Below are 22,778 nucleotides of genomic sequence, written 5' to 3' on the forward strand. Positions count from 1 at the left end.
GGTCGTTCGGTGGTTATGGCGAAGGGGAAACACCCGGTCCCATCCCGAACCCGGAAGTTAAGCCCTTCAGCGCCGATGGTACTGCATGGGAGACTGTGTGGGAGAGTAGGACACCGCCGGACATTTATTGGTCGAGGGTCGCCCCGATTTATGGGGCGGCCCTCGACGCGTGTCGTGGACCTGTCAATATGGGTGGAACAGGTCCATGGAGCCACCGAGAACAGTGACGGACGTGATGAGCGCGGAAGAGGACGGCCGCAGCGACGACAACCGCGAGCGGCGCGGGAAGAACGGGGGGCGTGGTACGCCGCCCCGTCGCGGGGGGAACACCCGCAGCGGCCCCGGTGGTTCGGGGTACCGCAAGGGCGGTGGCCCGCGGGACCGCGGTTCTCAGGGCAACGGTGGTCGTTACGAGGGCGGCTCGGGCGAAGGCCGCCGGCCCCAGGCCGGCGGCGAACGCGGCCGCTCGTTCGGCGCCGGCCGTCCAGGCTCGGGCGGCGGCGGTTGGAAGAAGCCGCAGGGCGGCAAGAGGGATGACCGCCGTCCGGACCGGCCGTTCAAGCGCGAAGGCGAGCGGCGAGGCCCGGGAGGAACGGAGTCCGGCTCGCAGGAGCGTGGCTCGCAGGAGCGCGGCTTCCATCCCGGAGGCCGTTCTGGTGCTCAACGAGGGCCGCGCGCAGCGGGCGGCCCCCAGGGAGAACGTCGTTTCTCGGGGCGTCCCCAAGGCGAGAGGCAGGGGCGTCCAGGAGGGGAAAGGCCCGGAAGCGGCCCGAAGGGGCGCGATGGAGGCCCCCGTAGGGACGACCGGCCCCGCACGCCACGCGACGACCGTTTCCGGCGCGACGACAACGCGTCCCAGGGAGACCGTCGCGGACGGGACGGACGCCCGGGCCGCGATGACCGATTCCGTCGTGATGACCGTGTGCGTCGTGGCGACCAGTCCAAGCCCGGCGAAGGTTCGCGCCATGACGACCGGCCGGGCCAGGACGAGCGGATCCGTCGTGATGACCGGTCGCCGAGGGACCGCTACCCCCGCAAGGACGGTCCACGCCGCGACGATCGTCCACGCCGTGACGACCGGCCGCGCCGCGATGACCGCCCTCGCCGCGATGACCGGCCGCGCCGCGACGATCGTGCGGGGCGTGGAGAGCGTCAGGGACAGGGCGGCGGTGGCCGCCGGTTCGAGGGGCGTGGGCCGAGGAGGCCGCAGGAGGGCACGGGCGGGCGTTCGTATGGGCCGCCCAGGGATCGTGCTGGACGCCGGGAACAGGGCCAGGCACAGGAAAGGCCCGCTCCCAAGCACGACGACCCGCTGCTCCCCGATGATGTGACCGGTGAAGAGCTGGACGTTGAGGCGCGTGCGGAACTGCGCACCCTGCCCAAGGATCTGGCCGGACGCGTGGCGCGTCACCTGGTGATGGCGGGACGGCTCGCGGAGGACGACCCGGAGGCCGCCTACCGGCACGCGAAGGCGGCTCGGCGGGTCGCTTCACGGGTGGGCCTGGTGCGTGAGGCCGCCGGGCTCGCCGCCTATCACGCGGGCGAGTGGGCGGAGGCCCTCGCCGAGCTGCGGGCGGCGCGTCGCCTGAGCACGAGCGACGACGCCTACCTGCCCGTCATGGCGGACTGCGAGCGCGGCCTGGAACGCCCCGAGCGCGCGCTCGACCTCGTCAAGTCCCCGGAGGCCGACAAGCTCGATCAGGCCGGCCGCATCGAGCTGCGCATCGTCGAGTCGGGCGCGCGCCGGGACCTGGGCCAGTACGACGCGGCCGTGGTCACCCTGCAGGTGCCCGAGCTGAGGGACCGCAGGCTGCGTCCCTGGTCGGCACGGCTGTTCTACGCGTACGCGGACGCTCTCGCGGACGCGCAGCGTGAGGAAGAGGCGGCCGAGTGGTTCGCACGGGCGGCGGCGGCCGACCGGGACGGCGAGACCGACGCGGCCGAGCGGTACGCGGAACTCGAGGGCCTGCACATCCTCGATACCGAGGAGACCGAGCCCGAGGAGCACGACGGCGTCCAGGCCGACGCGGAAACCGGTGAGGCGGCCCCGCTCCAGGACGCCGAGGAGGCCCCGCCCCAGGACGCCGAGGAGGCCCCGCCCCAGGACGCCGAGGAGGCGACCGAAGCTCCCGCCACGGCCGAAGCCGGGACCGCCGAAGGAAGAACCGCCGCAGACGAGGACGCGCCGGAGCCACCCGGGCCGACCGCGATCGAATTCAAGGAGGCCCAGCCCGAAACGGCCTCAGAGCACGCCTCGGACTCTCCGGGCGAGCCCACCGAGGATGCGCACGGGCCGGAGGCTCCAGAGGCGCCAGCGGTCTTCCTGGAGCCGCAGACCGCCGACGAGCCCGACGAGCGGGGCCCCGCCGAACACTGAAATCGAGAACGCGAGCCGACGAGCCCGCCTGCCTTCGGGCAGGCGGGCTTTTTCCACGCCGCTGATCACCGCTACGCGGCACCGCGGCGGGGACGCCGGGCCGCGGACGACGCCCGGCGGACGGGTTGACGCATGTCGTGATTCGCCCGATATTCACATGATCGTGCCGATCGGGGGGTGAGGGAGTCACCCCGGCATGATCGACTCCCTCACGGTCTTCGCCCATCGCGTGAGGAGCGTCATGTCCACCCCCCTGAACCGACGCGTGTTCCTTAGGACGACCGCCATCGCCGGCGGCACGACCGCCTTCACAGGTGCGTTGTGGCATCAGGCCTTTGCCGATCCGGCCCAACCCGGCGCCGGCCCGTACGGTCCGCCGCTGGCCGCCGATGCGAACGGGCTCCAACTCCCCAAGGGTTTCACCGGCCGTGTCGTGGCCCGCTCGCTGCAACGCGTGCCCGGCACCCGCCACACCTGGCACCCCGCTCCCGACGGCGGCGCCTGCTTCGGGGACGGAGACGGCTGGGTCTACGTGAGCAATTCCGAGGTCCCCCTTGTCGGAGGGGCCTCGGCCGTGCGCTTCGGCGCCGACGGGACCGTGACCTCCGCGTACCGCATCCTGAACGGCACGACGCTGAACTGCGCCGGAGGAGCGACGCCGTGGGGCACCTGGCTGTCATGCGAGGAGCATGACCTCGGACTGGTGTACGAGACCGACCCCCTCGGTGCCAAGTCGGCTCGCTCCCACCCCGCGATGGGGCGTTTCAAGCATGAGGCGGCCGCCTGCGACCCGGAACGCAAGGTCGTCTATCTCACCGAGGACCAGTCGGACGGGTGCTTCTACCGTTTCCGCCCCAAGACCTGGGGTGAACTGTCCGAAGGCACGCTCGAGGTGCTGCTCGGAACGGGCACGGGCCCCGTCCGCTGGGCGCAGGTGCCCAACCCCCGCCTGTGGACCACACCCACCCGAAACCAGGTCTCCGGGGCCATGCGCTTCGACGGCGGCGAGGGCTGCTTCTACGCAAGCGGCATCTGCTACTTCACCACCAAGGGCGACAACCGCGTCTGGTCCTATGACGCGGCAGCCGAACGGCTGGACCTGGCCTACGACGACGACCTCGTCACAGAAGGCGAACCACCGCTGACGGGCGTGGACAACATCACCGGCGCGTCCTCGGGCGACCTCTTCGTGGCCGAGGACGGGGGCAACATGGAGATCAACCTCATCACCCCGGACGGCACGGTCACCCCCTTCCTGCGCCTCCTCGGGCACGACGAGTCAGAGATAACCGGCCCCGCCTTCTCCCCCGACGGCAGCCGCCTCTACTTCTCCTCCCAGCGCGGCAAGAGCGGATTCGTCGCCGGTACGGACGGCTACACCTACGAGGTCACAGGCCCCTTCCGCCACTAGCCCCGCCGCGAGGGGGTCTGCCCTGGCGCAGCGGTCAGTCCTTCCGATCCAACGACCGCATGATCCCGGCGACGTTGGCCTCGGCACCGCTGAGCACCTCGTACTTCGCGGCCAGTTCCGGGTCGGCCCCCTCGCGCGTCACCGCGTAGCGCTCGTACGTGCGGTCCTTGACCATCGCGACCGCGTGGTCCAGGTCCAGGCCCAGATCCCGCGCGTCGCGCACCGCGTCCACCCAGACCCGGAGCTCCTCGGCGGACCGCTCCAGCGTGTCGTTCACCTCCGTCACCGGCCCGTAGTGGGCGAACAGCAGACGCTGCGGCCCCAGCTCCTGGAACTTGGCGAGCGAGGCGATCGCCGTGTCCAGGTCGAAGTCCGGTGGGGGCGTGGCGGGACGCACGTCCTGCGTCTCGGGGATGTACACGCCTGCGGCGTCCCCCACGTACAGGTCGCCCGTCTGCGAGTCCATCAACCCCACATGATGCTTGGCGTGCCCGGGGGAGTAGTAGGACTCCAACCGGCGTCCCCCGCCCAGGTCGATCACGCCGGTGTCCTCGACCGCACGGATACGCGCCGCTTCGGTCGGCTTCAACTCCCCGAACAACGTGTCGAGCGCGTCCCCGTACACCATGCGCGCACTGCGCATCAGTCGTTCGGGGGAGGCCAGGTGCCGCGCCCCCTTCTCGTGCACGACGACCTCCGCCTCGGGATACATCGACGCGATGTCACCCACCCCACCGGCGTGGTCCAGATGGATGTGCGTGACGACCACCGTCGCCAGATCGGACGGCCCCACGCCCAGCTCGCTCAACGCATCCCGCACCACGGGTGCGGAACCGGCCGTCCCGGGCTCCACCAGGCAGGGCCGGTCGGAGAGGATCAGATACCCCGCCGTGATGCCCGCGTAGCCCGCCATCCGGGTGTCGATCTCGTAGACGCCGCCGCCGAGGGGGGTGATCGTGGTAGCCATCCCGCGATCATCTCTCGCACCCGGCCGAGTTATCCACAATTCACGCCGAGCCTTCCGCCCGGCCCCGCGACCAGGCAGCGTGGACTCCGTCGAAAGGAGCACCATGCACGTCAACACCGTCATCCTGGTCGGCCGGCTCGCCGAGTACCCGTCCCGCCGCTCCTTACCCGCCGGCGGCGGCGTCGTGTCCTGGCGGCTGATCGTGGACCGGCCGCGCGAGGGGGGCGGCCGGCGCACGGTCGACACCATCCGCTGCGCCACCTTCGACCCTCACCTGGGCGACCGCACCGCCACCTGGCGGCCCGGCGACCTGATCGGCGTCCAGGGCTCGCTTCGCCGCCGTTTCTGGAGGAACGACGCCACCCGCCTGGGCCGTTACGAGGTCGAAGTACACGAGGCCGAGCCGGTGGAGTACGCCGCCCCGGTCAGTCCAGCCGGCCCATCGCCCTGAGATCGTCGAAGATCAGTTGGTCGACGGGCGCGACCCGTTCCCGGTCGGCATAGGAGAGCCAATCGACCTCGGCGATCTCGCTGGAGGCCGTCGGCGTCCCCCGATGATCCGCGGTGTAACAGCTCATCCGCACGGTCACCCCGGCCGACTGCCCGTGCGCCTGGGCCTCCCACACACCAAGCCGCTCAACGCTCCCAGGAAGGATCTCGACCGCCAGCTCCTCCCTGATCTCACGCACCAGCGTCTCAAGGTCGCTCTCCCCGCCCTCCCGCTTACCACCAGGCAGGTAGAACACCTCTTTCCCGCGAGACCGCGTGCTGAGCACCTTCCCGCCTTCCAACCGCACCCAAGCCACCTTGTCGATCAACACTTCCGCCCCTAACACCGACACCCAACGACGACGCACCCTACGCCACCACCCACACACCCAACACCGCGAGATGACAGTCCACCTGACACCCGTCCAGCACGTTCGGGCACCAGCAGACCCGGCCCGATGCACGGCCAGGCGACCGGGCCAACCCAGAGCTGCACACTCAGGCCCCGTTGCGGGGAGTTCCCCGACCCGCGCCCGTCAACGACGCGCTTGTCATCCCCCTCCGCGGTGAGCGCAGCCTCCACCGCGCGACCACCCACCACCCCGAACCGATAAAGCCTCACCCGCTTACGCCCTCGCCCATGGGCCACCCAATACACCCCGAATCCGCCAACCCCCAGGGGAGGTATCTCGAGAGCCGGAAATGATCAGCATGCGCAAGGCCCTGAACAGCCGGGCCAAGGACGCACACGAGTCCCACGACGTCCGCAAGGCCCGCGCGCCGCGAGGTATCAGAGACCACCAGGGAAGCATGCGAGACCAGCGAGTCCGGAGAGGACGGCGAGGCTCGCGAGGCCAGCGGGGCATGCGAAGCAGGAACTGCCAGTCTGCCAGGCGCGCGAGGCGCGACTCCGCAAGGCATGAGCACGCCGAGGCTTGCGAGTCACGCGACATGCGTGAGGCCCCACTTGCGTGATGAGGGGACCATGCGAGATCGGGGAGGCACGAGGCGTGGCGCAGGGAGCCGGGGTGCACGACCACGGCGTTGCTGTCCAGGCGGTGGGTAAACGGCAGGCCGCCGAGGCCGCGGTGAAGCGCCAGGCCGTTGCCCTCCCGCTGGTGACCCAGGGGGGTGCTGCGGCGCCTCGGTTCCGGTGCGCAGCGCAGCGCCCGGCGGCGCGCACCGCCAGCGGGCAGCCGACGCCGGTACGCGAACCCGAAGCTGCGTGGAGAGGCTGGCCGGGAGGCACCGCACGACCGCGAGGCCAGCGAGGCATGCAAAGCCAGCGAGGCAGGTGATGCTTCTTTGCGAGGCCGCGACGGGGCGCGTCGGCGGCCCGTACCAAGGGACGGCGCGCGGCCGCGCGCTTGCCAATGCTGCCTCGCCGCCCTGCTGCGCGCCCTGCCAGCGGGCGTCGATCTGCTGTTCCAGGGCCCGGCGGGCCCGGCTGGACGGCCGCCGCGTCCCCCGGACGGCAGCTCGGCGCCGTCCAGGCGTAGTGGCTGTCCCGGCGCCCGTACGTATCCGGCGGCGCTCGGCGGCGGTTGTAGAGCCCGGGCGCCTGACCACCGGACGTGTCGACGTGCGGCGTCGTGGTGGGGCGCTGCGAGTCGGCAGCGCCAGGATCCTCGCGAGGGCCGAACCGGCGGGGATCCTGGCGGGCGGCGCTGTTAGGGGGTGTCGACCAGGCGGAGGACCAGGCCGGTGCGGGGTTTGGGGCCGAAGGAGGTTGATTTGCGGGGGACGCGTTCGCCCTCGGCGGCCACGGCCAGGACGTCGTCGACCTTGAGGGGGTTGAGGATGACCGCGGTTCCGCCTGAGCGGTGGGCGCGGTCCAGGGCGGCGTCGGGGTCGTCGTGGACCACCTCGACGCTGTGCTCGTCCTCGGGGATGTCCCAGACGTGCTTGATGAGGAGGTGGTCCAGGATCGCCGTATCGAGGTTGCGCCAGCGGGGGGAGTAGTTCGCGGGCACGGTGGCTTCGAGAAGGGCGGGCTCGGGGTCGGTGAGCAGATGGGAGGTGTCACCGCCGGCCAGGAGGAAGGCAGGGCCTTCGGCGGCGGCCAATGCGGAAAGGGCGTCCGGCCAGGTGAGTTCGGTCGTGCGGAAGATGCCGTCGGCGCGTTGGAGCGCCACGTCGGGAGGGAGGTGGGGGAGGACGCGGTGGATCGCCCCCAGGTGGGGCGGGTAGCGCGTGGAGTCCACCAGCAGGGCCAGTCCGTAGTCCCAAGGCGGCTGGTGGTGGCGGGCCTGGAGGGCCCGGTACGTGGCGTAGCGGTGGTGGCCGTCGGCGATCAGCGTTCGGCGGGGGCGGAGGTCCGCGGCGATACGGGCGTGCAGGGCGGGGTCGGTGATGCTCCACAGGCGGTGCGGCTCGCCGTCGGCGCGGAACTCCATGAGCGGGGGGCGTTCGGCCGTGGCGTCGATGATCTCGGCCGTGTCGCCGCCGCCCCCGTACACGAGGAAGATCGGTTCCAGGTTGGCGCGGGTCTCGGTCATCAGGGCGAGCCGGTCGCGCACCGGCCCGGGGTAGACGTTCTCGTGCGGGAGCACCACCTTGTCCGCCTCGGCGCGCAGTCCGAGGGCGCCGATCAGTCCGCGCTGGCCGGCGGTCTCGTACAGGTAGAGCGCCGGGTCGGGGTCGGTCACCAGGGCGCCGTCGGCGAGCCAGCGGCGGAGCGTGGCCGCGGCCGTGCCGTAGTCGTCGGGGAGGGTGATCCGGACGATGTTGTGGCCCCCGCCCGCCTTCAGCCGTTCCACCTGGTCGCGGTCCAGCAGGTCGTAGGGCGGGCTGGTCACCGCGGCCGGATCGATCCCCGGCGCGAAACGGACGCCGCGGAACGGCGCCAGCACCAGGCCGGCGCCCGACCGCGGCCCGGCCGTCCCGAAGATCCGGGCGCTGAACTCCTCCGGCGTGAGGCCGGAGGGGAGATCGTCGTCCACCGTGGGCATGGTAACCAGCGAAGGGTGCGCGCCTGGAGGGTGGGTACGGTCGGAGTGGTCGGCGTCCAAGGGGAGGTCCACATGGATGGTCAAGGATCGGGACGGGCGGACGATTCCCCGGGCGAGGATCCGCGCGGCGCCCATCTCGACCCCGCCGGCCCGGACGGCGGGGTGTACGAGTGGTACACGCGTGGCCTGCGGCTTCTCCGGTCGGGAAGCGCCGCGGCCGCGGTGCAGTTGCTGACGCGGGCGGCCGACGCCGAGCCCTCGTCGCGCTCCGTTCGCGAGGCGCTGGCCCGTGCCCAGTACGGCGCCAAGCGGTTCCGGGAGGCGGCCGACAACTTCCGCTGCATCGTCGAGGACGACCCGGCCGAGGACTACGCGCTGTTCGGCCTCGGGCTCGCGCTGAGCCGCCTCGGGGACTTCGAGGGCGCGGTCGAGCCGCTGGCCCTGGCCGTGGCGATGCGGCCGGAGAACAAGGACTACGCCAAGGCGCTCCGCCATGCACGTGCCACCCTCGCGGCACGAAGATGATCTTCTCGTACGATGGCCGCGATGAAGAGTTCCGAGCGGCCGCTGAGTGAGGCCTACGACGTCGCCCTGCTCGATCTCGACGGTGTCGTCTACATCGGCCACCGGCCGGTCCCCGCGGCCGCGGAGTCCCTGGCCAAGGCCCGTGCGGGAGGTCAGCGGCTGGCCTTCGTCACCAACAACGCCTCGCGGACGCCGTCGGCGGTGGCCGCCCTGCTCACCGCGGTGGGCGTTCCTGCGTCCGCCGAGGACGTCGTCACCTCGGCCCAGGCCGCCGCCCGGCTGCTCGCCGAGCGGTTGCCCGCCGGTGCCAAGGTGCTGGTCGTGGGTGGCATGGGGTTGCGCCACGCTCTGTACGGGCAGGGCCTCCGTCCCGTGTCCACCGCCTCGGAAGGGCCCGCGGCGGTCGTCCAGGGGTACGACCCGAGGCTGTCCTACGGTCTGCTGGCCGAAGGGGCGACGGCCGTGCGGAACGGGGCCTTGTTCGTCGGCTCCAACGGAGACCTGACCATTCCCGGTGGAGAGGGGCCGCCCCAGCCCGGCAACGGGGCGCTCCTGAAGGTCATCAGCGCCGCCACGGGGGTGGACCCCGTCGTCACGGGAAAGCCCGAGCGGCCACTGCACCATGAGTCGATCCTGCGTACGGGGGCGCGACGGCCCCTGGTCGTGGGCGACCGGCTCGACACCGATATCGAGGGCGCCTTCAACGGTGGGGCCGACAGCCTTCTGGTCTTCACCGGGGTGACCGACCCCCTCACCGCCCTCACGGCCCCGCCTCACCAGCGTCCCGCCTACATCGCTCGTGATCTGGCAGGGCTGCTCGTACCGCATCCAGAGGTGCGCCGGCACGGCGACGGCTTCCAGTGCGAGGCGTGGACGGCCCGCTGGGAAGGCGACGTGATCGAAATCTCTGGCGAGGGCGACCCCTATGACGGGTTGAGGGCCTTGGCGGCCGCGGCCTGGCGGGACGAGTCCAGTCCTTCACCCGAGGCGGTGCGCGGTGCCCTGGACCATCTCGGCCTTGCCTGAATAGCTGCGCTGTTACGGAGCCCGCCGCCGGGCGTTCGCCCGGCCGTCACGACTAAATGGTGATCTCTCCTGAGTTGTCTTGGGAGGGGTATACATGAGGCGTTTTGTCGTAATGGGCCTGGTGGCCGCAGGGCTCATCGGAGCGGGGTCCCCCGCTATGGCGGGCGAGTCCGCCCCGGGCAAGCGCAAGGCGTTCGACCTGCAGGCCCACAGGGGCGGCCTGGGGCTGGTCGTGGAAAGCACACTGCCGGCGTTCAGCAACGCTCTGCAACTGGGTGTCAGCACCCTGGAACTGGACGTCCAGATCACCGAGGACGGCCAGGCCGTCGTCACCCACGACCGCCGCATCAGCGACCGCAAGTGCAAGGACACCGCGCCCGCGGTACCGAACGACCCCGAATACCCGTACGTCGGCAAGTACATCAACACGCTGACGCTCAAACAGGTCCGCACCATGGACTGCGGTTCGCAGACGCTCGCGGAGTACCCCGGGCAGCGGGCCGTCCCCGGGGCGAAGATGCCGCTGCTGAGCGAGGTGTTCGGGCTCGTTCACCGGCACCGGGCGTACGGGGTCAAGCTCAACGTCGAGACCAAGGTGGAGGCCGGCGCGCCGCACGAGACCGCCCCGCGCGAGCAGTTCGTCCAGGTCACGGCGAAAGAGGTGCGCCGCGCCCGCCTCCTGCGCCAGGTCACGATCCAGAGCTTCGACTGGGGCGCCCTCATGCGGATGCGCCAGGTCGAACGGCGCCTGCCCCTGGTGGCCCTGACCAACTACGATTTCCTGCAGACGGGGCAGCCGGGCAGGTCGCCCTGGCTGGGCGGCATCGACATCGACGACTTCGGCGGCGACCCGCTGAAGGCCGTCAAGTCGTTCGGCGCCTCCGCGTTCTCCCCGGTCCACGGCTTCCCGCAGAACGGCAAGATCACCGACCCCGGGTACCGGCCGTACGTGACCAAGGCCATGGTCGACCAGGCCCACCGCCTCGGCCTCAAGGTCGTCCCGTGGACCGTCGACGACGCGCCCACCATGGAGAAGCTCATGGACGACGGCGTGGACGGCATCATCACCGACTACCCCGACCGTCTCCGCGCCGTCATGAAGGAGCGAGGCCTGCGCCTGCCCCGCCCCTACACCGCACGCTGAGCCGCGTTTCACAGTCCCGACTCACGGCGCTTGGCCGGCGCTCGGCCGACGCCGTCGGCCGTTCCGGTGCTTGCTTGGCGGGGTTGGTCGTTCCGGCTCTTGCTTGGCGGCGTTGGTCGTTCCGATTCTTGCTTGGCGGCGTCGGTCGTTCCGATGCTTGCTTGGTGGGGTTGGTCGTTCGGGTGCTTGCTTGGCGGGGTCGGCCGTTCGGGTGCTTGCCTGGTGGCGTTGGTCGTTCCGGTGCTTGCCTTACCGGGCCTTGGTGGGTACGGCATCGGTTCGGGATCTGGCCGGTGATGCTCGCCTCCGGCATCGCCTCACCGGCCAGGTGACGCGCTCGCGCGGTGCCTGAGGCCGCTTCGCGACAGGGACTGGAACAGCCGCGGCCGCATTGCCATCGCACGCCGCACGGCCTCACATGGCCGTGCGGCGTGAACGTCCTCCGGCGCCCCTTTTACCCCTTGAGCCCCCTCGCCCCTGCGCCTTTGTTCCGCTTCCTTTGTCTCGACCCCTGCGTCCCTGCGCGCTCCTGCGGCTTTGCTGCCCTGTGCACGTGCTGGTGCGTTGTGGGTACGCCCATTGGTGTGACCCTGGCGAGACGCCATTTGACAGTGTCCGCCGATTGCAGTGCGGCGGTTTAATTATTTGTGTGTTTGTGTGGCTCTGTGTAGATCGCCGGAAGCCGTGCTGATCTGCTCAGGGCGATTGGTCGATAAGGTGGTGGGTTTGGTTTGCTGGGCGTTTGGGATGATCCGGCTAAGTGAGGGGCGTCGCGACTTCTGGCACCGTCTAACGTGCAGTTTGGTGGAGTGGGGTGGGTCGGCTGCGGTGGTTGGTTGGTGGGGTCGTGGCGTTGCTCGTGGTGTCTCATTTGACCCTTGTTCACTGCCTGTGACCAGGGATTTGGTCACTGGGTGGTTGCAATGAATCTGGGGTCGTCTTCTTCTTCAAGGGGGTGGGGTGTAGATTTATTGGAGTCTTGAGTTGGAAGTCGCCCGGCACGCGGAGGATACTCTCTCGCGTATGAGTGTGTGGAATTGGAGGGAGGTTCCACTTGGAGTCGCGGGTGGATGATTGCGGGCTGCTGTGCCTTGGCGTGGTCCCGAGTGTGGCGTGTATTCCTCTAATGCGTGATCCCCGGCGAGGACGTCCTCGCCGGGGAAAGGCTGTCTCGGGGCCCGCGTGTGTCCGGGGCTCTCAGAGGAGCTTTCGGAGGCGTAGCAGATCGAAGATGCTCGCCTCGACCTTGAGCCGCCCGGACGCCCATGCCTTCGCCGGGTTGAGCTCGTCGTGGGCGAGGGCCACCAGGTCGTCGCTCTTCACGGTGAGCCGGACCTGCGCGCCCCCCGGGTCGTCGGTACGGCGGAAGGGGTCGAGACCGCCCGCGTGGATCCGGGTCAGGTACGCCACCCGCAGGTCGGGGATCCGGCAGCTGATCGTCCGTTCCACCACGTGCTCGGCGAGCCGGTCGGCGTCCACTTCCGCGAGGCGCTCGGAGATGCGGTCGAGCGCGCCGCGGCACTCCTCCTCGTTCGCCATGGTCAGGCCGTTCCCCGTTCGGTCGACAACGATGTCGTGATGGGACGGTAGCGTTCTGACTGGGCCCGATGCGACTCATGGCGGCGGACGGGGCCCGTTTCTGGGAGGTGGACGCGATGTCGGACGAGTCCGCGCAGGTACCGGCGCCGCCCGGCGGCCCCGTGCCGCGGCTCCGGGAGCCCGCGCGCCCCGAGCCGACCGGCGACGTGCGGGTCGACGAGGCGCTGGCGCGGCTGGCGGAGCTGGACGCGGCGCCGGTGTCCGGCCACGTGGAGATCTTCGAGGGGATCCACCAGCGGCTTCAGGAACTGCTCGCCTCCGCCGGTCAGGACGATCCCCCGGAAGGGGGGCGGCCCGCGGTGCGTCCGCCCGTGCCCGGGGCTGCTTCGCCCGCTGCCGGACCGCGTCCGGGCGTGTCCGGGCCGCGTCCGTCGTGGCCGGGGGGCGGGGGATGAGCCGCCGGCGGCTCGACGCCGAGCTGGTGCGCCGCGGGATGGCCCGGTCGCGTGAGCACGCCGCCGAACTGATCGCGTCCGGGCGTGTCCGGGTCGGCGGGCAGACCGCGGGCAAGCCGGCCACCCAGGTCGAGACGGGCGCGGCGATCGTGGTGGACACCGCGGACGCAGGGCCCGAGTACGTCTCGCGCGGCGGCCACAAGCTGGCCGGGGCGCTGGAGGCGTTCGGCGACCTGAGGACGGCGGGCCGGATCTGCCTGGACGCGGGCGCGTCCACCGGGGGGTTCACCGACGTGCTGCTGCGCGCGGGCGCCGCGCACGTCTACGCGGTCGACGTGGGCCGCGGCCAGATCGCGTGGTCGCTGCGCACCGACGACCGGGTGACCGTCCTCGAACGGGTCAACATCCGCGACCTCACGTCCGAGATGCTGGGGCAGCCCGAGGCCGCGCCGCCCGATCTGGTGGTGGGTGACCTGTCGTTCATCTCGCTGCGCCTCGTGCTCGAGCCGGTCCAGCGGTGCGTCGCCGCCGACGCCGACTATGCCGTCATGGTGAAGCCGCAGTTCGAGGTGGGCAAGGAACTCGTCGGGGCGGGCGGCGTCGTCCGCGATCCGGGCCTGCGGGCCGACGCGGTGCGCGGTGTCGCGGCGCACGCGGCGACCCTGGGGCTGGGAGTGCTCGGCGTGACCGCCAGCCCGCTGCCCGGCCCGGCCGGGAACGTCGAGTACTTCCTGTGGCTGCGGGCGGGCGCGCCGCCCCTGTCCGAGGCGGACCTGGAACGGGCCGTGGAGGAGGGGCCGCGGTGATCCGGTGCCCCGGGGCTGACGTAGAACGAGGCGTGGACGTTAGAGCGGATGTGAGATTCGGAACGGATGTGACGAGCCCACGGGTCGCGGCCCGCGCGGCGGGTGCGACGATGTCTGGCGTGTCGAGGACGGGACGGCGGGCCCATGGGTGAGCGGTCGGTACTGGTCGTCACGCACACCGGGCGGCCGGAGGCGGTGCGCAGCGCGCAGCTGGTGATCGAGCGGCTGAGCGAGGCGGGGATCTCGGTGCGCGTGCTGGAGGGCGAGGCCGCCGACATCGGCTGCACCGGCGTCGACGTGCGGCCGGGCACCGCCGCGGCCGCCGAGGAGGCCGAGGTGGTGATGGTGCTCGGCGGCGACGGGACGCTGCTGCGCGCGGCCGACCTGGCGCGCCCGGCGGGCACCCCGCTGCTCGGCGTCAACCTCGGCCACGTCGGCTTCCTCGCCGAGGCCGAGCGCGAGGACCTCACCGCCACCGTCGAACGCGTCGTCACCCGGCGCTACGACGTCGAGGAGCGCATGACGATCGACGTCCTGGTCCGGCTGAACGGCGGCGTCGCCGGCACCACCTGGGCGCTCAACGAGGCCACCGTGGAGAAGGCCGAGCGGGAGCGGATGCTGGAGGTCGTCGCCGAGATCGACGGCCGCCCGCTGTCGAACTGGGGCTGCGACGGCGTGGTGTGCGCCACACCGACCGGTTCCACCGCGTACGCGTTCTCCGCCGGCGGCCCGGTCGTGTGGCCCGAGGTGGAGGCGATGCTGGTCGTCCCGATCAGCGCGCACGCGCTGTTCGCCCGGCCGCTGGTGGTCTCGCCCAGGTCCGCGGTGGCGATCGAGGTGCTGCCCGGCACGCCGCGGGCCGTGCTGTGGTGCGACGGCCGCCGCACCCTCGACCTGCCGCCGGGCGCGCGGGTCGAGGTGCGCCGGGGCGCCGATCCGGTACGGCTCGCGCGGCTGCACCTGACCCCGTTCACCGACCGGCTCGTGACCAAGTTCGGGCTGCCGGTGACGGGCTGGCGCGGCCGCGCCCGCCAGCGTTCGGATCCGGGCGCGGGACGATGACCAGGGACGATGCGAGCGGGGGAGGCCGGAAGCGGGCAGGGGCGATAACCTCACCCCCGAGGCGCTGAAACCGGGATCTGTTTTGCGAGGGGTTGTGACGCTGGTGCGTCCGATGGTCGATGAGGTGCGGATCCAGGGCCTCGGTGTGATCGACGAGGCCGTGCTCGATCTGTCGCCTGGGTTCAACGTCGTCACCGGCGAGACCGGGGCGGGCAAGACCATGGTGGTCACCAGTCTGGGGCTGCTGTTCGGAGGCCGTGCCGACCCGCAGCGGGTCCGGCCCGGCGCCGAGCGGGCCACCGTCGAGGGCCGTATCGCGGTCGACCCGGGCGGCCGGGTGGTCGGCCGGGTCGAGGAGGCGGGCGGTGAGTTGGACGACGGCGCGCTGATCGTCACCCGCTCGGTGTCGGCGGAGGGCCGGTCGCGGGCGTACCTGGGCGGCCGGTCCGTCCCGGTGAGCCTGCTGATCAACCTCGCGGACGACCTGGTCGCCGTGCACGGCCAGTCCGACCAGCAGCGGCTGCTGCAGGCGGGGCGGCAGCGCGGCGCGCTGGACCGCTATGCCGGCGACGCGCTGACCAAGCCGCTGCGCGCCTACACCTCGGCCTACGAGCGGCACCGCCAGGTGACGGCGCTGCTGGAGGAGCTGACCACCCGCTCCCGGGAACGGGAGCAGGAGGCCGAGAGGCTGCGCTTCGGCCTGGAGGAGATCGAGAAGGTCGATCCGAAGCCGGGCGAGGACGTGGAGCTGGCCACCGAGGAGGAGCGGCTCGGGCACGCCGACGCGCTGCGCGGCGCGGCCGACACCGCGCACGAGGCGCTGCTGGGCGATCCGTCCGCGGCGTTCGAGGCGGCCAACGTGGTGAGCCTGCTCGGCACCGCCCGCAACGCCCTGGACGCGGTGCGCGACCACGATCCCGACCTGGCCGCGCTGGCCGACCGGCTCGCCGAGGCCGGGTACCTGGTCTCCGACGTCGCCACCGACCTGGCCGCCTACGCCGAGTCGGTGGACGCCGACCCGGCGCGGCTGGCGGTCGTCCAGGAGCGGCGCGCCGAGCTGACCGCGCTGACCCGCAAGTACGGCGGCGGCGAGTCGCTGGAAGAGGTGCTGGAGTGGGCGCGGGGGTCGGCGGAACGGCTGACCGACCTGGAGGGCGACGACGACCGGATCGAGCAGTTGCGCGCCGAGCACGCCGAGCTCTCCGGGCGGCTGGAGGCGGAGGCGGCCGAGTTGACCGCCGTGCGCACCGCGGCCGCCGAGCGGTTCTCGGCGGCCGTCACCGAGGAGCTGACCGCGCTGGCGATGCCGCACGCCCGGGTGGAGGTCGCGGTCGCCCCTACGGGCGAGTACGGCCCGCACGGCGCCGACGAGGTCGAGGTGCGGCTCGCCCCCCATCCCGGGTCGCCGCCGCTGCCGCTGCACAAGGGCGCGTCGGGCGGCGAGCTGTCGCGGGTGATGCTGGCGATCGAGGTGGTGTTCGCCGGTGCCGACCCGGTGCCGACCTTCGTGTTCGACGAGGTGGACGCGGGCGTCGGCGGCAAGGCGGCGGTGGAGATCGGGCGCCGGCTGGCCCGGCTGGCGCGCAACGCGCAGGTGATCGTCGTCACGCATCTGCCGCAGGTGGCGGCGTTCGCCGACCAGCACCTGCTGGTGGAGAAGTCCGACGACGGGACGGTGACCCGCAGCGGCGTCACCGCGCTCGACCGCGAGGGCCGGGTGCGCGAGCTGTCCCGGATGCTGGCCGGGCTGGAGGACTCCGAGCTGGGCCGCGCGCACGCCGAGGAGCTCCTCGAGCTCGCCGCCGAGGAGAAATGATCGTTCCATGGGCCCCGGGGGCTGCGGGAGTGACGCGGAGCACTCGGGCGGACACGCCCGAGTGCGCTCCTTGAGGCGTGTCCGCTCGCCTGCTCTGGCAGGATGGCTGTCGTCGGCCCGCGCTCGGGAGGGTGCGGTGATCGCGCGCCGGGCGCTCCGGTGCACGCGTCCCGCCGCACGGGTTCTCTCCGGTGCACGGGCCGCCGTCGGCCGGGAGGCCGACGTGCGAGCAGGGCAGGGCCGCCCGCGAGGGCGTGCGGCATCTCCGCCGGGCGGCGGCGGGGCCCGTCCATGAGGCCGGGAGCGCCTGCCGCCGGGAGCGTCCGTCGCTGACGGACGGTAATCTAGCAGTTGCTCAGGGGAGGGAAGGGCTTGTTCTTCGTATTGGGCGTCTCGGACCTCGCCGCCGGGAAGCGATGAACGACCCGTCCCCCACCACCGAGCGGCCGGCCGGACAGCCCGCCGGACCGTCCGAGGCGCCCGCCGCGGACGGGTCCCGGGCACGTTCCACACCGGCCGAGACCGCCGAGACCGGCGAGGCCTCCGAGGGATCCGAGGCGCCCCCGCCCACCGGGGCGGAGGCCGGACGGCGCGTCCCGTCCGCGGACGCGGGCACGGGCGAACCGGGCACTGAGCCCCCGCGATCCCAGCGGAAGAGCGGGACGCGGCCCGGCCACGGGAAGGCACCGAAGGCGGCCGCGGCCCCCGAGGGAGCGGGCGGAGTGCGCCCGGGTCCCGGCGACGTGACCGAAAAGAGCCCCGAGCCCGGGAACAGTGCGGTGGCGGGAACGCGTCTGACTTCCGAGGAGGAGACCGAGACGCGCCCGGGCCGGGGGAAGGCTTCGGGGTCCGTGCCCGGGCCGGCGTCGGGATCACGTCCCTCCGCGGAGGTGATCGAGGTGCGCACGGCGTCCGAGACGGCGTCCGGGCCCGCGGGGCGGCACGGGGACGCCGCCGCCCCGGCGGTTCCGGGGTCGCCGCTAACCGATCCGGGAGGCTCCGGTGCGTCCGTCCCGTCCGGTGGCGGGGACGCGGCCACGGCCGAGCGGAGGGCGCGGCTCTCGCGGCGGCTGCTGCGCCGGCGCCGCGGCCGGGAGGAGGGCCGCAACGGCGTGAGCGCCACGGTGCGGCTCGACCGCCGCACCAAGAACCTGACCAAGCGGCTGCAGCCGGGCGAGATCGCCGTGATCGACCATGTCGACCTCGACCGCGTCAGCGCCGAGGCGCTGGTGTCGTGCGAGGTGGGCGGCGTGGTGAACGTGGCGCCCAGCATCTCCGGCCGGTACCCCAACATGGGCCCGCAGATCCTCGTCGAGGCGGGCATTCCGCTGGTCGACGACGTCGGCCCGGAGATCTTCACCCGGCTCGCCGAGGGCGACCAGGTCCGGATCGAGGACGAGGTCGTCCACCGCGGCGAGGAGGTGGTGGCCAAGGGCACCGCGCAGACCGCCGAGACGGTCGACGCCGCGCTGACCGAGGCCAAGGCCGGGCTGTCGCACCAGATCGAGGCGTTCGCCGCCAACACGATGGAGTACATCAAGCGCGAGCGCGACCTGCTCATCGACGGCGTCGGCGTGCCCGAGGTGAAGACCCGGATCGAGGGCCGGCACGCGCTCATCGTCGTGCGCGGCTACCACTACCGGGAGGACATCGCCGCGCTGCGCCCCTACATCCGCGAGTACCGCCCGGTGCTGATCGGGGTGGACGGCGGCGCGGACGCGCTGCTGGAGGCCGGCTACCGGCCCGACATGATCGTCGGGGACATGGACTCGGTCTCCGACGACGCGCTGACCTGCGGCGCGGAGATCGTGGTGCACGCCTACCGGGACGGCCGGGCGCCCGGCCTCAAGCGCGTGCACGAGCTCGACCAGGAGGCGGTGGTGTTCCCGGCCACCGCCACCAGCGAGGACATCGCGATGCTGCTGGCCGACGACAAGGGCGCCACGCTGATCGTGGCCGTCGGCACGCACGCCAACATGGTGGAGTTCCTCGACAAGGGCCGGGCCGGGATGGCCAGCACGTTCCTCACCCGGCTGCGGGTGGGCAGCAAGCTGGTGGACGCCAAGGGCGTGAGCCGGCTCTACCGCAGCCGGATCTCGACCGGCTCGCTGCTGTTCCTGGTACTGGGCGCGTTCATCGCGATGACCACCGCGGTGTTCATGTCGCCCGCCGGGGACGTCATCCGTCCGCTGCTGGCCGACCGCTGGCACGCGTTCCTCTTCTGGCTGACCGGACTTTTCACGTGATCGATTTCCGATACCACCTCGTCTCCATCGTCGCGATCTTCCTCGCGCTGGCGCTGGGGATCATCCTGGGCTCCACGACGCTGTCGCAGTCGGTGACCAAGGGCCTGCAGCGGCAGACCTCGTCGCTGGCCAAGAGCAACGACGAGCTGCGCCGCACACAGGGCCGGCTGGAGGCCCAGCTGGAGGGCGACGAGAGCTTCGCCCGCACGATGGGCCCGCAGCTGGTCGCCGAGCGGCTCAAGGGCCAGTCGCTGGTCTTCGTGGAGACGCCCGGCGCGAGCAACGACAGCATCGAGCAGCTGAGCAACCTGGCCAAGAGCGCGGGGGCCGCGGTCACCGGCCGGGTGACGATCCAGAAGAAGTTCCTGGACGACCCCCAGGTCGGCACCGTCGACGAGCTGGCCGGCCAGCTCAAGCCCGGCGAGATGGCCTTCCCGCAGGGCGCGGGCGCCTACGAGAAGGCGGCGGCCGTACTGGCGAGCGCGTTGGTCACCAAGGACGCCGCCAGCACCGGCCGGGAGGACGCCTCCGCCGCGGCCGTCCTGGCCGGGTTCCGGCAGGCCGGGTATGTGACCACCAGCGGCAAGCCGGGCCAGCACGCCACCCTCGCGGTGATGATCGCGCCGTCGTCGCTGTACGCCTACGAGGGCGGCGACACCGACAACAAGGCGCTGCTGGCGCTGGCCGCGGCCCTGGACGGCGCCGGCCGCGGCGCGGTGCTGGGCGGCCCGTCGACGGCCGTCCAGGAGGGCGGGCTGATCGCGGCGCTGCGCGACTCCGACCTCGACAAGACGGTGTCCTCGCAGGACACCGTGGACACCGCGTCCGGCCAGGTGGTGACCATCCTGGCGTTGCAGAACGAGCTGGGCGGCAAGGCCGGACGGTACGGGACGGGCTCGGGTGTGAACGGGTACCTGCCCTCGCCGGTGCCCGCCGCCGGAGGGAACGGGTGACCCGCATGATCCGACCGACGGTCCGGGTGCTGGCCGGCGCGGCGCTGGGCGCCGTGGCCGCGCAGGCCGCCTACCGCGCGCTGACCGGCCGCCCGCCGGGCCTGAACGGGCTGCCGGGCGAGGAGGTCTGGGGGCGGTCCAACCACCGCGGGGAGCCCGTGACGCTGCTGGAGGGGCCCGCGTTCGTGGCGGGCGCCGCAGCGGCCGGGCTGCTGGCCCCCGGACCGGGCGGACGGGTGCGCGCGGCGGCGCTGCTGGCCGGTGCCGGCTCGGGCGTGCTCGGCGGGTACGACGACCTGGCCGGCTCGGCCGGGTCGCGCGGCTTCAAGGGCCATCTGGGCGCGCTGGCGCGCGGCGAGGTGACCAGCGGCGCGGTGAAGATCCTCGGGATCGGCGCCACCGGGCTGGCCGCCGCGGCGATCGCGGGGTCGCCCGCCCCGTCCCGTGCCGGGCGGGCGTTCGACACGCTGCTGAACGGCGCGATCGTGGCCGGGAGCGCCAACCTGATGAACCTGTTCGACCTGCGCCCCGGGCGTGCGATCAAGGTCGGGCTGATCACCGGGGTGCCGCTGGCGCTGACCCCGTCCGGGTCGGCCGTGGTGGCGGCGCCGCTGGGCGCGGCGGCCGCGCTGCTGCCCGAGGACCTGGCGGAGCGGGCCATGCTCGGCGACACCGGTTCCAACGCGCTCGGCGCGCTGCTGGGCCTGGCCGCCACCCGCCTGGGGCGCGGCCCCCGGCTGGCGGTGCTGGCCGGGGTGGCGGGCCTGAACGCCGCGAGCGAGTTCGTCAGCTTCACCAAGGTGATCCGGGAGACGCCCGCGCTGAACCGGATCGACATGCTGGGACGCCGTCCCCCGGCGGTGCCCGTGCCTTCGCCGGTGCCGCCGCAGCCGGGCCCGGCCGCCGCCGAGACCGGCGCTGGTGGCACGACGGCGGCTGCCGGCGGTGAGACTGGTTCCGGTGGCGACGCCGGCTCCGGTGACGCGGCCGGGGACGCGTCCGCCGGGGGAGCGACGGCCGGGGAGACGGGAGCCGGGAGCGGAGCCGTCACCGACCCCGCCCCCTGAGTCCCGGCCCTCCCGACCTCCGCGGCACCGGGCGCGGGACGTCCTCGCCCGGGCCCGCCCGCCGCCCCGGTCTCCGATCGGGCGGACGGCGACCCGGACCGCCCCGCCCCCGACCGACCCGCCCCCGACCGACCCGCCCCCGACCGCTCCGAAGACTCCGCCCCCACCGACCCGACCCGCCCCTGCAGCATCCGGCCGGACCACCGTCCGGCCCCCGCCTCCCGACCGCCGAACGAACGCCAGTGGTGAACCCCAGACCCGTGACCCTGACCTACCCGCCGCCGTCCCCCCGGGGGCGTGCGTGACGCCGCGGATGCTCCGGCTGACCGGCGGGCTCGCCGGGGCCGCCGTGGTCATCGGAGTGATCACGGTGCTGTCCCGGCTGGCGGGGTTCGGGCGCACCTACGCCTTCTCCCAGACCGTCACCACCTCCTGCCTCAGCCAGGCCTACTTCACCTCCACCCAGCTGCCCAACATCGTGTACGAGATCGTGGCGGGCGGGGCGCTGGCCGGCATGGTCGTCCCGGTGCTGGCCGGTCCCGCCGAGCGCGGCGACCGCGAGCAGGTGCGCCGGATCGCCTCGGCGCTGCTGACCTGGATCGTGCTGCTGATGGTGCCGCTGTCGGCGCTGCTGGCGCTGCTCTCGCGGCCGATCATAGAACTGCTGGTGGGCCGCGACCTGCAGGGCTGCTCGCGGTCGGGGATCGTGTCGGTCGGCACCGACATGATGGCGATCATGGCGCCGCAGATGGTGATGTACGGGGTCGCGGTGGTGCTGTACGGGCTGCTGCAGTCGCACCGCCGGTTCGTCGCGCCGGCGCTGGCTCCGCTGATGTCGAGCCTGGTGGTGATCGGCGCCTACCTGGCGTACGCGCCGCTGGGCCGCGGGTTCGAGAACGACCTGGCGCGGCTGCCGCTGCCCGCGGAGCTGACGCTGGCGATCGGCACGGCCCTCGGCGGCGTGGCGATGGCGGCGACCGCGGGCGTCGCCGCGTGGCGGCTGCGCCTGGGCCTGCGCCCCACGCTGCGCTTCCCCGACGGGGTCGCCGGGAAGGTGCGGCGGCTGGCGGTCGCGGGCCTGGCGACCGTGGTGGCGCAGCAGCTGTCGGCGCTGCTGGTGGTCCGGCTGAGCTACGAGGGCACCGGCGGAGCCCTGGCCAACTACCAGTACGCGTGGGCGCTCTACCTCCTGCCGTGGGCGATCCTGGCGGTTCCCATCGCGACCAGCGCGTTCCCGATGCTGTCGGCGCGGGCGGACGACGCGGCCGAGTTCGACCGGGTCACCGCCTCCACCACCCGCGCCGTGATCCTGGTCTCGTGCGCGGGCGCGGCCGTGCTGGCCGCGGTGGCCGTCCCGGCGGCGGTGGTCTTCAACCCCGGCCAGCCCGCGCAGCAGGACGTGCTGGCCCGCGCCGTGCTCGCCTTCGCCCCGGGCCTGCTCGGGTACGGCCTGGTCGCCCACCTGGGCAGGGTGCTCTTCGCCTGCCATCGCGGCAGGATGGGGGCGGTCGCCATCGTCACGGGCTGGCTGGTGGTCATGATCGCCGATGTGCTGCTGGTGCTGACCGCCGGCCGGGACTGGGTGGTGGCGGCGCTGGGCCTGGGCAACGCCGCCGGGATGACGGTGGCGGGGGCGTTGCTGATCGCCACACTGGTACGTGCCCGGGGGAGGGCGGCGGTACGCGGCGTACCGCGCGCGCTCGCCGCCGGGATCGCCGGGGGCGCCGCCGGAGGGGCCGCGGGTGCCGCGGTGGCGGGCGCGCTCGGCACGGGAGGCCGGATGCTCGACATCGGTGTCGCGGCACTGGCAGCCCTGGTCGCCGCGGCGGTGTTCGCGGCGTTCGCGTTCGTGATCGACGGCCGGGATCTGCGGGCCGTCCTGAGCCGGAAGGTCGCGCGTCATGACTGATGGATCGGTTGCCGGGCCGGAAGCGGCGGAGCGGC

Annotated in this window: 19 protein-coding genes and 1 rRNA gene; 16 read left to right on the top strand and 4 right to left on the bottom strand. The window is 72.8% G+C overall.

Going from position 1 to position 22,778, the window contains the following annotated elements; translation table 11 throughout:
* The first annotated feature begins 5 nt into the window (after nt 1–5).
* From rrf to ACFPZN_RS48660, 4 genes are all read left to right on the top strand, one after another.
* A 5S ribosomal RNA gene (gene rrf, locus ACFPZN_RS48645) occupies nt 6–122 on the top strand.
* Between the two features lie 948 nt (nt 123–1,070).
* Entirely contained in the window at nt 1,071–1,331 is a 261-nt protein-coding gene (locus ACFPZN_RS48650; RefSeq protein ID WP_378290657.1) for a hypothetical protein, read from the top strand.
* Entirely contained in the window at nt 1,328–2,377 is a 1,050-nt protein-coding gene (locus ACFPZN_RS48655) for an ICP22 family protein (RefSeq protein ID WP_378290659.1), read from the top strand. Before ACFPZN_RS48650 ends, ACFPZN_RS48655 begins: the two co-directional genes overlap by 4 nt.
* Before the next feature lie 241 nt (nt 2,378–2,618).
* A complete protein-coding gene (locus ACFPZN_RS48660; RefSeq protein ID WP_378290661.1) occupies nt 2,619–3,788 on the top strand; it encodes an alkaline phosphatase PhoX in 1,170 nt (389 codons plus the stop codon).
* Between the two features lie 34 nt (nt 3,789–3,822).
* Here ACFPZN_RS48660 and ACFPZN_RS48665 read toward each other — a convergent pair whose 3' ends face one another.
* Nucleotides 3,823–4,755: an MBL fold metallo-hydrolase gene (locus ACFPZN_RS48665; protein WP_378290663.1), complete on the bottom strand. Its 933-nt coding sequence runs from the start codon at nt 4,753–4,755 to the stop codon at nt 3,823–3,825.
* A gap of 103 nt (nt 4,756–4,858) precedes the next feature.
* Between ACFPZN_RS48665 and ACFPZN_RS48670 the strand changes: the two genes are divergently transcribed.
* Nucleotides 4,859–5,206, top strand: a complete 348-nt coding sequence (locus ACFPZN_RS48670) for a single-stranded DNA-binding protein (protein ID WP_378290665.1) — start codon at nt 4,859–4,861, stop codon at nt 5,204–5,206.
* On the opposite strand, the gene ACFPZN_RS48675 is transcribed toward ACFPZN_RS48670, so the two are convergent.
* Nucleotides 5,181–5,552, bottom strand: coding sequence for an NUDIX hydrolase (locus tag ACFPZN_RS48675; protein WP_378290667.1), 372 nt, complete (start codon nt 5,550–5,552; stop codon nt 5,181–5,183). The two genes, ACFPZN_RS48670 and ACFPZN_RS48675, sit on opposite strands and share 26 nt — an antisense overlap.
* A 1,362-nt stretch (nt 5,553–6,914) precedes the next feature.
* Complete coding sequence (locus ACFPZN_RS48680; RefSeq protein WP_378290669.1) at nt 6,915–8,195, bottom strand: DUF1015 family protein; 1,281 nt, start codon at nt 8,193–8,195, stop codon at nt 6,915–6,917.
* A 72-nt stretch (nt 8,196–8,267) separates the two neighbouring features.
* On the opposite strand from ACFPZN_RS48680, the gene ACFPZN_RS48685 reads away from it, so the two are divergent.
* From ACFPZN_RS48685 to ACFPZN_RS48695, 3 genes are all read left to right on the top strand, one after another.
* Entirely contained in the window at nt 8,268–8,720 is a 453-nt protein-coding gene (locus ACFPZN_RS48685; protein WP_378290671.1) for a tetratricopeptide repeat protein, read from the top strand.
* A 21-nt stretch (nt 8,721–8,741) separates the two neighbouring features.
* Nucleotides 8,742–9,746, top strand: a complete 1,005-nt coding sequence (locus tag ACFPZN_RS48690) for an HAD-IIA family hydrolase (RefSeq protein WP_378290673.1) — start codon at nt 8,742–8,744, stop codon at nt 9,744–9,746.
* Between the two features lie 157 nt (nt 9,747–9,903).
* The gene (locus ACFPZN_RS48695) at nt 9,904–10,890 is read left to right on the top strand and encodes a glycerophosphodiester phosphodiesterase family protein (protein WP_378290675.1); all 987 of its coding nucleotides are present in this window, start codon (nt 9,904–9,906) and stop codon (nt 10,888–10,890) included.
* A 1,197-nt stretch (nt 10,891–12,087) separates the two neighbouring features.
* Here ACFPZN_RS48695 and ACFPZN_RS48700 read toward each other — a convergent pair.
* A complete protein-coding gene (locus tag ACFPZN_RS48700) occupies nt 12,088–12,429 on the bottom strand; it encodes an SCP2 sterol-binding domain-containing protein (RefSeq protein WP_378290677.1) in 342 nt (113 codons plus the stop codon).
* A 68-nt stretch (nt 12,430–12,497) separates the two neighbouring features.
* Between ACFPZN_RS48700 and ACFPZN_RS48705 the strand changes: the two genes are divergently transcribed.
* The 8 genes from ACFPZN_RS48705 (at nt 12,498) to murJ (ending at nt 22,743) form a co-directional block, all read left to right on the top strand.
* Complete coding sequence (locus ACFPZN_RS48705; protein ID WP_378290679.1) at nt 12,498–12,884, top strand: hypothetical protein; 387 nt, start codon at nt 12,498–12,500, stop codon at nt 12,882–12,884.
* Nucleotides 12,881–13,690, top strand: a complete 810-nt coding sequence (locus ACFPZN_RS48710) for a TlyA family RNA methyltransferase (protein ID WP_378290681.1) — start codon at nt 12,881–12,883, stop codon at nt 13,688–13,690. The genes ACFPZN_RS48705 and ACFPZN_RS48710 overlap by 4 nt, the downstream gene beginning before the upstream one ends.
* Nucleotides 13,691–13,834: 144 nt before the next feature.
* Nucleotides 13,835–14,752: an NAD kinase gene (locus tag ACFPZN_RS48715; protein ID WP_378290683.1), complete on the top strand. Its 918-nt coding sequence runs from the start codon at nt 13,835–13,837 to the stop codon at nt 14,750–14,752.
* Between the two features lie 112 nt (nt 14,753–14,864).
* Nucleotides 14,865–16,568, top strand: coding sequence for a DNA repair protein RecN (recN, locus tag ACFPZN_RS48720; protein WP_378290685.1), 1,704 nt, complete (start codon nt 14,865–14,867; stop codon nt 16,566–16,568).
* A 1,073-nt stretch (nt 16,569–17,641) separates the two neighbouring features.
* Entirely contained in the window at nt 17,642–18,814 is a 1,173-nt protein-coding gene (gene steA / locus ACFPZN_RS48725) for a putative cytokinetic ring protein SteA (RefSeq protein ID WP_378290796.1), read from the top strand.
* The gene (locus ACFPZN_RS48730) at nt 18,811–19,767 is read left to right on the top strand and encodes a copper transporter (protein ID WP_378290688.1); all 957 of its coding nucleotides are present in this window, start codon (nt 18,811–18,813) and stop codon (nt 19,765–19,767) included. Before steA ends, ACFPZN_RS48730 begins: the two co-directional genes overlap by 4 nt.
* Nucleotides 19,768–19,772: 5 nt before the next feature.
* Nucleotides 19,773–20,834 carry a hypothetical protein gene (locus ACFPZN_RS48735; protein ID WP_417281734.1) on the top strand — a complete coding sequence of 354 codons (1,062 nt, stop codon included), beginning with the start codon at nt 19,773–19,775 and terminating at the stop codon, nt 20,832–20,834.
* 301 nt (nt 20,835–21,135) lie between these two features.
* The gene (gene murJ, locus ACFPZN_RS48740) at nt 21,136–22,743 is read left to right on the top strand and encodes a murein biosynthesis integral membrane protein MurJ (RefSeq protein WP_378290690.1); all 1,608 of its coding nucleotides are present in this window, start codon (nt 21,136–21,138) and stop codon (nt 22,741–22,743) included.
* Nucleotides 22,744–22,778 lie beyond the last annotated feature (35 nt).

Origin of the sequence: Actinomadura rugatobispora, assembly GCF_042656285.1 — a bacterium.
In the GTDB taxonomy this organism is placed as follows: domain Bacteria; phylum Actinomycetota; class Actinomycetes; order Streptosporangiales; family Streptosporangiaceae; genus Spirillospora; species Spirillospora rugatobispora.